The 12,301-nt window shown below is 34.9% G+C and carries 9 protein-coding genes and 1 tRNA gene; all 10 read left to right on the top strand.

Going from position 1 to position 12,301, the window contains the following annotated elements:
• Positions 1-230: 230 nt before the first annotated feature.
• Positions 231-1,163, top strand: a complete 933-nt coding sequence (gene rpsB, locus UABHE_RS29315) for a 30S ribosomal protein S2 (protein WP_372366913.1) — start codon at positions 231-233, stop codon at positions 1,161-1,163.
• A 439-nt stretch (positions 1,164-1,602) separates the two neighbouring features.
• Complete coding sequence (gene tsf / locus UABHE_RS29310; protein ID WP_372366912.1) at positions 1,603-2,202, top strand: translation elongation factor Ts; 600 nt, start codon at positions 1,603-1,605, stop codon at positions 2,200-2,202.
• A 1-nt stretch (position 2,203) separates the two neighbouring features.
• Entirely contained in the window at positions 2,204-2,941 is a 738-nt protein-coding gene (gene pyrH, locus UABHE_RS29305; protein ID WP_372366910.1) for a UMP kinase, read from the top strand.
• Positions 2,942-3,021: 80 nt separating this feature from the next.
• Entirely contained in the window at positions 3,022-3,582 is a 561-nt protein-coding gene (gene frr / locus UABHE_RS29300; RefSeq protein ID WP_372366909.1) for a ribosome recycling factor, read from the top strand.
• A 52-nt stretch (positions 3,583-3,634) separates the two neighbouring features.
• Positions 3,635-3,707 (top strand) — tRNA-Lys (locus tag UABHE_RS29295).
• 117 nt (positions 3,708-3,824) lie between these two features.
• Positions 3,825-4,220, top strand: a complete 396-nt coding sequence (locus UABHE_RS29290; RefSeq protein ID WP_372366908.1) for a PEGA domain-containing protein — start codon at positions 3,825-3,827, stop codon at positions 4,218-4,220.
• Positions 4,221-4,231: 11 nt separating this feature from the next.
• A complete protein-coding gene (locus UABHE_RS29285) occupies positions 4,232-5,830 on the top strand; it encodes a tetratricopeptide repeat protein (protein ID WP_372366907.1) in 1,599 nt (532 codons plus the stop codon).
• Positions 5,831-5,840: 10 nt separating this feature from the next.
• Positions 5,841-7,169 (top strand): efflux RND transporter periplasmic adaptor subunit, encoded by a 1,329-nt coding sequence (locus tag UABHE_RS29280; protein WP_372366906.1) that lies wholly within the window; start codon positions 5,841-5,843, stop codon positions 7,167-7,169.
• A gap of 10 nt (positions 7,170-7,179) precedes the next feature.
• Entirely contained in the window at positions 7,180-10,965 is a 3,786-nt protein-coding gene (locus tag UABHE_RS29275) for a 1-acyl-sn-glycerol-3-phosphate acyltransferase (RefSeq protein WP_372366905.1), read from the top strand.
• Between the two features lie 95 nt (positions 10,966-11,060).
• Positions 11,061-12,299 carry a hypothetical protein gene (locus UABHE_RS29270; protein WP_372366904.1) on the top strand — a complete coding sequence of 413 codons (1,239 nt, stop codon included), beginning with the start codon at positions 11,061-11,063 and terminating at the stop codon, positions 12,297-12,299.
• Positions 12,300-12,301: the final 2 nt, after the last annotated feature.

Here is a 12,301-nt window from a genome sequence, read left to right as displayed (position 1 = left end):
TGGTGACGGCAACAGTTGCGACTAAGCTCGCAGCTTCTAACATGAATAGGTCTTAACTCCTTGCTATTTATAAATTGATTCTTGACAATCTCTATCGGAAAGTTAAACTAAACAACTTATAGATTCATAATGGGAGTTTATGGCCTTTGGGGTCTTTTCTTGTAATATTTGTTATTTACACAATTCCTATTATATGTATACCTTCCCTATAGAAAGGTAGGTTTTTAGTATTGGCACTTATCTCAGTTAAGAGCTTACTTGAGGCAGGAGTTCATTTTGGGCACCGCGCAAGTCGTTGGAATCCTAAAATGGCACCTTACATCTTTGGAAAACGCAACTTAATCCATATTATTAATTTAAGAGAGACTGTAAGAGGCCTGGTTCGCTCGTATCATTTTTTAAATAAATTAACTGCAGAAGGTCATCAGATCCTGTTTGTAGGCACCAAAAAGCAGGCGAAATCTGTGATCAAGGAAGAAGCGGCAAAATGCGGAATGCATTACGTTTCTGAAAGATGGCTAGGTGGAACTTTAACAAATTTCACAACCATCCGCAAAAGACTTGCGCGTTTAGAAGAACTAGAGCGCATGGAAGAAGATGGCTCAATGGGCAAACTAAGTAAAAAACTTGCATCTTCTTTACGTCGTGAAAAGAAAAAAATTCATCGCAACCTTGAGGGAATACGCAAGATGACTCGTCATCCTGGCGCATTAGTAGTTGTTGATCCTCAAAGGGAAAGAATAGCGGTTCTAGAGGCTGCTAAACTAAATATTCCAGTTATAGCTCTTATGGACACAGACAGTGATCCAACGATTATTGATATCCCGATACCTGGTAATGATGATGCGATGCGATCTATTGAAGTCGTTATGACTAAGCTTACAGAAGCAATCCAATCTGGTAGAGCAAAATGGGAAGAAAACAAAAAGATACACAGTAAGCAGTCAAGAGAATCAAAAGGCGACGATAAAAGAGATGATAAAGCCAGAAGAAGAAAACGCGGCGGAAGAAGACGTCGTAAGCCAGATTCTGAAGAATCTCAAACGAAAACAAATGCCCCAGCAACAGAACAAAAAACAGAACAGAAAACAAATAATGCAAATGCTGCTCCAGCTCCAAATACTGCTCCAGCTCCAAAAGCAGAAAACAATTCCAAAGAGTAATCAGCTGCTGAAAACTGTATAGTAATATACAGTTTTCTGTTCTCTAAAACTACATCGCAAAACAACAAACGAATGATTCATTCCGAACATCTTCTTCGACAAAAACTACCAATTATTTGCAATTAATGTTGCGATTTAACATTTTTTTATTAAAATTAAGACTAAACATATAATTGTAGGTTTGTAAATCAAATTCAATTTTCAAAATACATTATATATTGTTTAGGGCATGTTCCTGTTCAGATTTTTATAAAATTCGAACTATTTTAAGAGCAGCTACAAAAGTGTTTGAAAATAGCTAATTAGCGTCTTATATAAATAAGACATGTCTTAACCCAAGAGCGCTGTCGATCTTATATTCTATAACAAAACAAGAATTAAGTAATCCCATATTGAGACACGCTAGATAATCTTCACGAAAAATTTTAAGGAAAATTTTATGAGTGTAACAGCTTCACAGGTTGCTCAACTGAGAAAAATGACTGATTGTGGAATGAGAGACTGCAAAAAAGCACTAGATGAGAATAATGGTGACATAGATAAAGCAGTTGAGTGGCTAAGAAAAAAAGGTTTATCTTCTGCGGCTTCAAAAAGTGGTCGTAGCACCAATGCAGGTAGAGTTTTTTCTTATATCCATTCAAACGGAACAGTGGGAGTTTTGCTTGAGTTAGCTTGTGAAACCGATTTCGTTGCGAACACCGAGCAATTCCAAGAATTAGGAAAAAATCTATGCATGCACGTTTGTGCAGCAAGTCCAACTGCTCTTAAACGCGAAGATGTATCACCGGAGTTGGTTGCAAAAGAAAAAGAAATTATGCGCGAGCAAATGAAAGATAATCTTGCAGGTAAACCTGAAGAAATGCAAGACAAGATTATCACTGGAAAAATGAATAGATTCTATAAAGAAAACGCTCTAATGGAGCAAATGTATGTAAAAGATGATAAAATGAGTATTGAAGATGTGATCAAAGAAGGCATCAGTACTCTAAAAGAAAATATATCATTAAATCGCTTCCAACGTTTTCAAATAGGAGCATAACATGGAAGGTTCCTCCTCCACTAAACCATACCAACGAATTTTATTAAAAATCAGCGGTGAGAGTTTTGGAAAAAGCAACCCTTTTGAAATGAAGTGGATAAATAATATCGCTGAGGAAGTAAAGGAAGCCCATCTTGCCAACAAAGAAATTGGTATTGTTGTTGGAGGAGGGAACATCGTGAGAGGCTCTGAGTTATTAAAGCACGGAATAAAAAGACCTATTGGCGATTACATGGGAATGCTGGCAACTGTGATCAATGCACTCGCCTTACAAGATATTCTTAGTAATTTAGGTGTAGATGCCGTAATAATGACTGCACGCGAGATTGAAGGAGTAGGTGAAACATACCACTATCAAAATTGTATGCAGTATTTAAATAGTGGTAAAGTACTTATTTTTGCGGAAGGTACTGGTAGTCCTTATTTCACGACAGATACTGCTGCAGCATTAAAAGCTGCGGAAATAGGAGCTGAAGTTTTTTTTAAAGCTACAAAAGTAGATGGAGTTTTCGATAAAGACCCAGTAACAAACCCAGATGCTAGTAAATTTGAATTTTTAACTTATGAAGATGTTCTTTTGAATCGTTATCGAGTTATGGATTCCACAGCAATCGCTTTTTGTTTAGACAATAATTTGCCTATTTTGATTTTTAATCTTACAAAAAAGGGAAATTTTTTGCGCGCTTCTATTGGTGAAAATGTTGGAACAGTTATAAAAAGCTCTCAAAGTATAAAGTAATTGATTTTATAGCACTAATACCTATTTTTTAGTACAGCGCGACGAAGAAATAATTATACTCAATATTGATAGGATAAAAAATGTCATACGAAGAAATAACACTAGAAACAGAAGAAAAAATGGAAAAAGCTACCAGTGTTTTCTCTGATGAGCTAAAAGGGATTAGAACCGGTAGAGCAACACCTGGACTTATTGAAAATATCAGAGTGGAGTATTATGGTTCACCTACACCACTTAAACAAATCTCTAGTATTTCGGTGCCAGAGCCACGAATGTTAGTTGTAAAACCATTTGACGTTTCTGTTATGAAGAATATTGAAAAAGCACTTTTAAAAAGTGATTTAGGCATGACACCTAACAGCGATGGAAAAATATTGCGTTTACAAGTACCAGCATTGTCAGAAGAACGACGCAAGCAAATTGTCAATCAAGTAAAAGAATTAGCAGAAAAAGCAAAAATTTCTATAAGAAATATACGTAGAGATTCGAATAAACAAGCAGATCAACTAGAAAAAAGCTCTGAAATTTCAGAGGATGACTGCAAGGCTCTGAAAGAGGAAGTACAAGACTTTACAAAGAAATTTGAAGACAAGGTAAATGAGTATTTCGATAAGAAACAAAAAGAAATTTTAGAAAATTAAAAAAAAGATATTGACATTTAAAAAATAAGTATTATACTTTACCACACAACTAGGGGGCGTAGCTCAGTTGGTAGAGCAGCAGCCTTTTAAGCTGACGGTCGAAGGTTCAAATCCTTCCGCTCTCACAAAATTAGCTCCACAAATATGTGGAGCTTTTTTTATGTCCATAAGTTAGGGGTTTGGTGAAAATATAATATATTATTTTTTCCAAACCCTTACCTCCAAATCATCGGAGGCACATCATGCCAAAAAATATTATTCTATTATTATTAGCAACTATCTTTATCACTAGTTGTTGCGTAAAACGTTACCTTAATATCACATCCGATCCCCCAAATGCGACAGTTTTTATCGATGGAGAAAAACACGGCACTACTCCGGCAAAAGTTTCTTTTGATTTTTATGGTACACGTGAAATAACCTTAATCAAAAAAGGTTATCATATTTCAACTCGTCTTGAAAATGTCGATGCGCCTTTCTATCAAAAATTTCCTATCGACTTTTTTGTAGAATTTTTCGTTCCCATTCCTATAAAAGATCAACATGACTTTTCCTATTCTCTAAAGCCGTACACTCCTATGAACAAAAAGCAAAAAGAATCGTTACTTAATAGAGCCCAAACACATAGTAAACCTTAGGGTAGATAACAATGAATGTAAAAATAAGTTTTTGGCTAGTTGCCATGATTTGTTTTGCGTTCGCTGACACACAAAACGATTGGCTGGACAAAGGCAAAAAGTGCGTAGCAAACAAACAGTATAAACAAGCTACACAATACTTTTTAAAAATCATCGAACAAAATTCCAATCACTTTGCCGCCAACTACCATTTATTTGAGTGTTATGCGCAAACAAATCAAAATTCAAAAGCAACAACTTACCTCAAAAAAGCCTGTTTGATAAAACCTAGTTATAAGATTTACTGGCAGCTAGGTAATTTTACAGAAAAACATCATGACGACAACACTGCTGAAGAGGCTTATAAGGAATGTCTAAAGCATAGCAATGATGCGCAAATCTATCGCCGTTTATCTATTGTTCTTGAAGCACAAGGTAATCATCAAGATGCGTGGCAATATAGAGTAGAAGGTGTTGCTTTAGAATTACCAAAAGTAAGAGGTTTTAAATTTAAGTCGAAAACACCTGCAGGTGTTAAAAATCGCGTAGAGCTCAAAGAGTTCTTACTGGAAGAGCTAGAAAAAGAATTACCAGCACAAGATGCAGAAACCTATATGTTAACACTACTGTCTTTTAACATGCTCTCCGAACCACTTGATATAAAATCATTGTACATCTCCCTATTAACAGAACAAATAGGTGGTTTCTATAATCCAGAAACTAAAAGATTGTATTTGATTGCTGAACCTAAAAAATCGTCGCTGTGGGAACAGTGGTTTCCACTGACAAGAAATGACGCTGATGATCGTATGGTACTAGCACACGAAATGACACACGCGGTACAGGACCAGTACTACGATCTTATGAAGCTACAACAAGCATCAAAAAATGATGATGATATAAGTTTAGCGCTTACTTCGCTCATTGAAGGGGATGCTACTCTCGCTATGTTAGATTATAATCAGTGGCCAAAAAGAGTACAAAGTAGTGATGAGCCTGCTTTTCGGGCTAGCTTTGGGTTTATGCAATTCTTAATGCCTTTTGTTGGTGGTGATGAACTCGCTAAGTGCCCAACTATCATGCGCGAAAGTTTAATGTTTCCTTATATTGATGGTTTTTTCTTTTGTTTGAAGTTACGCGATTCTAGTTTTCCATGGAAGAATATTAATTCTGCTTATCAAGATCCTCCAAAATCAACAGAGCAAATACTTCATCCACATAAATATAAAGTGGATCATCCTCTTGATTTTGATTTTGACCACAAACTTCTAGAAACAAAAAATTGGAAAATTCGCGCAACCAATGTTATGGGGGAATTTGGTATTCGTTGTTTTTTGAAAGATTTAGCTATCAAAAGCTACAAAAAAATAGCGGCTGGCTGGGGAGGCGATCGCTATTTTTTGATGCAGAATTCGTTTGACAACAAAACTGCTCTCATCTGGTTGACAACTTGGGATTCTGAAAAAGACGCTCAGGAATTTTTACAAGCTTTTGAGAAAATAAATAGTAAACACCAAAAATTTGCTACAATATATAAAGAGAAGTTTGTTTTTGTTACCAAGGATATCACACCAGAAATGCAAACTTCATTCAAAAAAATGATGTCAAAAATTAATACAAAAACAAAATGATGGATAACTTATGGCCAAACTTATATTTATTTTGTTCTTACTAATTCTTCTCGGTTGCGAGCAAAACCAAGGTCAAGAAAAAGTTGAAGAACAAGAAAAAGAAGAAGAAAAAATCGAAATTGGACAGCCCGTTCATGTTGAAGCAGTAAAAATAGGAACAATATCTTCGTATTTAATTTCTAGTGGCACCATCGAATCAAATAAAGTAGTCGAAATTTTTCCAAAGGTTTCAGGTTACGTTACGGAAGTAATGAGTAGGGAAGGACAGTTTATACAAAAAGGTAAGCCCATTGTAAAACTTGACCCTCGCGAGTGGGAAATTGTTGTAACACAAGCTAAAATGGATATCGTTGAATTTAAACAACAACAAAAACAAGAAAATTTAAATATCCAAACATTACGCAAGAAAATACAACAGGCGCAACTCAATATTTCTGAGTTAGAAGAGCGTATGAAAGAGATTAAACTTGACCAAGATAAAACCAAAAAAGATTTAGACCGCGGTCAAGAGAGTTACCAAAAAAATATTATCTCTGAAGGGGACTTAGAAAATAACCGTTACAATTATCAAAAGAGTTTATTAGCGGAAAGGTCTCTTGTCGTTCAAATAAAAAGATCAAGAGTCGCAAAAGAAGAGGCAGAACTAGACCTCAAAAAAGCAAACAGCGTGCTACAAAATATTCAAGTTAGTATTCGTAAGTCGGAAAAGGTAACTCTAAGAGATGCACTTCTTAAATTAAGTTATGCAACTGTTACTGCGCCCTTTTCAGGTGTACTCGTTGAAAAAGCGGTAACAGAAGGGCAACTTATTGGTACTTCTGCGAAAATTTTTAAACTTGTGGACTTGAAGAAACTTATTCTCGTTTTGAATATTCCTGAACGAGAATTGCCACTTCTAAAACAAAAGCAAAAAGTTATTCTCAAAAGCGAAAACTTTCCAGATATGAATGCTGTTGGTCATGTACAGTCTATTTCTCCTGTAGTAAACAATCAAACGGGAACCGTGGCTGTTAAAGTACTTATTAAAGGCGAAAATTCTATTTTACGTCCTGGTATTTTTGTTCAAGCGTCTATCATACTAGAACAAAAAGATTCGGTTGTTGTTATTCCACGCGCACCAATATTATATGACAATAATCGTCCCTATGTGTACGTTGTAAACAGCGAAAACAAAGCTCAAAAGAAATTCGTAGAACTTGGAATTCGCGAAGGTGATCAAGTGGAAATAGTGTCAGGCTTAGAAATCAGCGAAAAAATCGTTATTAGCGGACATCACATTGTGGAAGATAAGCAAGTAGTTGAAATCATAGAACAAGACAAAGATTTACAAAGTAACTAAGGTCCTAGACATGAAAAAAATGTTGATAAGAGGAGGTGCGTTTGTATTATGTGCCTTATTTTTACTAAGTGTTGTGGGGCTTACCACATTAAAATTAAATACTGATGTTTTCGCATTATTACCTGAAACACCTGGAATAAAAAATTTAAAAGAGTATAATTCGGTTTTTGCATCTCTTGAAAAGTTTTCTTTTTCGATTGTAAGCAATAATAGTGATGTAAACAAATTGTTCTCTGCCTCAGAATATACCGCGAAAGAACTAAATAAACATCCGTTTTTTCGCGGTGCTTCTCATCAATTTAGTTTATTATCAGCATCTCAGGTCAAAGATTTTTATCAAAAACAACTACCAAATTTACTGACTTTTGAAGATTTACAAAAGATCGACCTCTCAACAGAATCTATTTCTTCTAGAATGGAAGAAATTTTTGAGCAACTCGTAGAAATAGGACCTGCAGCCCCCGAATTTCGTTCAGATCCCCTGCAAATATCTCATCTTTTCTGGCAAAAACTGCAGCTGACAAATCTTAACAGTAAAATTATGCGCGGCTGTGTGGTTTCAAAAGATGAAAAAGCACTACTACTTAACGTTCCTTCGCAAAAACAACACCTTTCTACAACGCAAGCGCAAAAAATATGGGAATACATATACAAGCTACAACAACAGGTAGCAAGTAAGTTTGCGAAAACCTCTTTGATTGTTATTGGTGGTAAGCGTGTGATGCTTGACAATACTTCTGCCATCTGGCGTGATGCTCAACTTACATCTTCGCTCGCAACGATATCTCTTGCGGTTTTAATGTTACTGGTACTGAAAAGTTTTTTGTTGTTTCCATTATTATTTGTGCCAGTGATTTTTGGTGTTTTTGTTGGCATTGGTATAAGTGGCTTGTTTGCACCGCAACTTTCACTTATTACATTGGGACTTGGAGCTGTTCTTATTGGCGTAAGTGTTGATTATGTAATCCACTATCTTATTCATTTTGAAAATTCGCAAGAAAATTCCCGATTCAAAATACTAAAACCGATGAGCTTTGCGGCATTTTCGACTTGTGGGGCGCTATCTTTTCTATTCTTTTCCGATTTTCCTGTACACCAAGAGACAGCTTGGTTTGTAGCAACAGGAATTTTTAGTAGTTTTTTATTTGTTGCTATAGCTTTTCCAAGTATTTGTCGAAAAATTCCTAAATCTAAAAGAGCAAAACCAATTATCGATTTACCAACAATTTTAAGACGGCGTGGTAATATCTTTACGAGTATTCTTTTTGTGATGTCTTCGTTAGTTTTAACACTCGTATCCATATATTACTTATTTGATTTGCAGTTTTCAGCGGATATGGAACAATTTAACTACACAAAACCACTCACGAAGGAAAATGAAGATACTTTTTTTTCCATTTGGGGGAATCAAAAAGGCAAGGTCGCTATTGCAATTAGTGCAGAAACTTTAGAAGATGCGCTACAAGAAAATGAGGATTTTCACAGTCAAATAAAGCAGAAACAAGGTATTACTGTACTCACCAAAACGTTTCATCTCTTGCCATCGCTAACACGTATGCGTAAAAATCATGAAGACTGGAAGCGCTACTGGTCACCAGAAAGACAACAAAAAGTAGTAAAGATATTTGCCGAAGTTTGCGAGGAGTATGGATTTTCCCAAAATGCTTTTGCGCCTTTTTTAAATTCATTACACTCACCTCGGTCACCGGAAAGAATTATTCAGCTACTTAATAATAGAGTATTTGCTCAATTTTTAGCAAATGGTGTTCAACAATATCAAGACAAGTGGTATATACAAAATATAGTACAAGTGTCCACGGGGTCTTCTTTACAAGATCTTCAACAAAATACGAGAAAAATATTGATCATTGATCGTCGCCAAATTTTAAGCGAAGTGAGCGACATATTGGTCAAATGGGCACGGACAGCGATCATTGTTGTTGGAATATATATATCTCTCTTGTTTTTTATTTATTTTGTTCATATAGAGCTTGTTATTATTGGCTTGTTGCCTCTTGCTTTAAGCTTACTGTGGATTTTTGGAATGATGGCTTACCTTGCTATTCCGCTGAATCTTTTTAGTGTTTTACTCATTGTGTTTGTATTGGGATTAGGTGTTGACTACTCTACTTTTTTGGTCACATCTTATGTTGAAGAAATTGGCACTAAAAACGATATTTTACCTACTACGCGATCGGCAATTCTATTATCAGCAATAACAACGTTAATTGCTTTTGGTGTTCTTATTATCGCTGAGCACCCAGCATTAAGTAGTTTGGGTATGTGTGTTCTTCTAGCCATGACCGCCGTACTCTTTAATACCGCATTCTTAACACCTATTGTACTACGATATTTTATTCCACCGCAAAGAAAGTCTCATTCCCTACGGCTTATTACTGCGATCAATAGTCTATTTTGTTTTATTTTATATTTCGGAGGAATACTACTTCTTACTCTATTTGTCTTTCCTTCGCTTGTCATTGTCCAAAAATTATTACGAGTAGATACAAGGCGATTTTGCTTGCTTTTAATCGAAAGAATCAATCGCTATATTATGTACTTATCTCTTGGCAGCAAAATAGAGTTTCTTAACTTTCCTAAGAATATGCGCGGGCACATCATAATTGTAAATCACACCAATACTGTAGACATTCCTTTGTTTAATGGTATGCCTTTTACAAAAGTCACGATGGTTAAGTGGTTTTGGAAATATCCGTTAATTAATTTTATGTTAAAGCAAGCTGGTTTCTTACGCGCTCCTTCACCGCACGAAAAATTTCACGAACACGAATGGGAAAACGAATGTCGTGATTTACTCAAAGAGGGATACAATATTTTGTTTTTTCCTGAAGGAACAAGAGCAAAAAGTTTTAAAATGGGACGCTTTCGCATGGGAGCATTTCGACTAGCTACAGCGACAAAGGCACCTGTTCTTCCGGTTTGTTTTTATGGAACGAGATGGACAATGGACCGCGGGATAAGATTTGTGGTTCGCGATTGTAATCTTTTCGCAAGTGCACTTTCTCCTATAACAGAGCAGTCGCCACATTATGAGGAAGGTGCAAGACCTTTAGCGCGTTATACAAAAAAACTATTACTAGAAGAATATGAACGTTTGGCAATCGAAGAATTTCCAAGTAAGGTGCAAATAAATTTAGTCAAAGACTCTTATCGCTACATTAACCATGTAATCGATATGTATTTATATTTTAAAATAAAATTCGATAAAACGTATATCAGTACTCTTAAATATATTCCGCGCGAAGGAAATATTCTCGATGTTGGCTGTGGCGTTGGTTTTTTAAGTCAATTGATGTTATATTCTGCAGAAAAACGAAAAATTTGGGGTATGGACTATTCAGCAAAAAAAATAGATATTGCCCAAAGAAGCTGCATTAGCTACACGAAAGATTATCTACATTTTATCCATGGAGATATTCACTGCGATTTGAGTACCCATTTTACAGAGAATTTCTTTGATGCAGTCTTATGTTGTGACGTTCTACACTATTGCAATCCACAAAAACAACAAAAGCTTCTAAAGCTACTACAATTACATATGAAACAAGAAGCTCTTTTAGTTATTCGTCAAGATATTACTAAGAAAAAAGAGCGTAGTAAATTTGAAAAATGGGGAAAGAAATTAGGATTTAATGACTTTGAAGAAGACACTTTGTTTTATCCACAGCAAACGATTCTTGTGGAAATGTTACAGCAAGCAGGATTTGATTTAGTAGAGACACAATGCCAAATAGCAGGACAAGTGATTATAATTGCCAAGAAAATATTTCAATAAGAAAATATAGTTCAAAATATAAGGCAATAAAATAAGGAACCAATATTGTCATTAAAATGAAAAACGTATTTAATCAAACGCTAGTTAGGAATAACATGAAACTGATTTGCTTATCTATTTTATTTATTTTAACAAATGGATTTATTTTATCTCAAAACGACAACATACAAAAAATAACTCTTAAAGACAAAATTGTTATACTTGAAAATGAAATTGCAATACGAAATAAATTAATAGATTCTTTACAAAGAGATTATGCTATTTTAAGAAAAATGTACTTCAATTTAGAATCTCGCGTACAAGAACTCGAAAAAAATAATGTAACCTCACGGGGAACAAATGATGTCGTAAATAAAAAAATATCTAAGAAACAATGTAGGATTATTTTAGATATCACACATAACATAAACCCCCCCCATAACATATCTAAATACAATGTTATTTTAGTCTCTAAAGAAACTGACCAAAAAATAATAATAACCAATGGGCAAGAAGTTAACTCGGGCTATTATGATCTTTATATAGAGCAACCTGGTTTTCGTCCTATAAATAAAATTATTAATCTCTCTTCAAACGAAAACACTTTTACAATTAGGGAATGTTTGCTTGCTAAAAACCGTCAAATAGAATTTCAACTTGATACAAGACATGGTCTTGTAGATATACATGAAATAATTAATCTCGAAAATTTCCAAAAAATAGAGCGCGACGATGAATTCATGCCTGGTAAAGAAGTAAACTTGCGCGTATTTTTTAAGAAATATCAAACTGTCTCTATTAGAGTAGTCATGCCTATTGGAAAAGATCCATATGTCTTACCGATAGATCTTGTCCAGTTAACTCCTCTGAAATTTACTATTCGTAAGAACAAAACAAAAATTGATGGTATTGATTATGAATACTCATTTAGCATTGATGATAGTCCTTTAGAAAAACACCACATAAAAATAGAAAAAGGCATTGGACGTTTCTACTACACAATTATGATTCCACCAGAAACAAAAATCTTTAAAGCATACATTGGTTATTTGTTCTTACAAAGAACGATGACACGTTTTCGTTCAGGTATGAGTATTGGCCGTCCAGAAAATTTATCTGTACCCAAGTTAGTTGAACATTTAGATCGTATATCGGAGAGTAAAAATGTTTATGATGCCTCTCTTGAAGTAATGGAAAGACTACTGAAAGGTTTTCGCAATCGTAAGATGTTAAAGCAGCTTCATAATACAGAAAAAGATATGTTAATTCGCTATATCGAATCTTGGAAACTATCTTCTGCACAATATCGTGTACGGCGACAAGTTGTTGTTGGAGGAATAAATCAACAGAGATAGCT

This window comes from Candidatus Uabimicrobium helgolandensis (assembly GCF_041508025.1).
Taxonomy (GTDB): domain Bacteria; phylum Planctomycetota; class Uabimicrobiia; order Uabimicrobiales; family Uabimicrobiaceae; genus Uabimicrobium; species Uabimicrobium helgolandensis.
This window is presented reverse-complemented; position numbering and strand designations above follow the sequence as displayed.

Excerpts from the sequence above, each read along its gene's own strand:
- tsf (WP_372366912.1), top strand. The coding sequence starts at position 1,603 with ATGAGTGTAACAGCTTCACAGGTTGCTCAACTGAGAAAAATGACTGAT.
- pyrH (WP_372366910.1), top strand. The coding sequence starts at position 2,204 with ATGGAAGGTTCCTCCTCCACTAAACCATACCAACGAATTTTATTAAAA.
- frr (WP_372366909.1), top strand. The coding sequence starts at position 3,022 with ATGTCATACGAAGAAATAACACTAGAAACAGAAGAAAAAATGGAAAAA.
- UABHE_RS29290 (WP_372366908.1), top strand. The coding sequence starts at position 3,825 with ATGCCAAAAAATATTATTCTATTATTATTAGCAACTATCTTTATCACT.
- UABHE_RS29285 (WP_372366907.1), top strand. The coding sequence starts at position 4,232 with ATGAATGTAAAAATAAGTTTTTGGCTAGTTGCCATGATTTGTTTTGCG.
- UABHE_RS29280 (WP_372366906.1), top strand. The coding sequence starts at position 5,841 with ATGGCCAAACTTATATTTATTTTGTTCTTACTAATTCTTCTCGGTTGC.
- UABHE_RS29275 (WP_372366905.1), top strand. The coding sequence starts at position 7,180 with ATGAAAAAAATGTTGATAAGAGGAGGTGCGTTTGTATTATGTGCCTTA.
- UABHE_RS29270 (WP_372366904.1), top strand. The coding sequence starts at position 11,061 with ATGAAACTGATTTGCTTATCTATTTTATTTATTTTAACAAATGGATTT.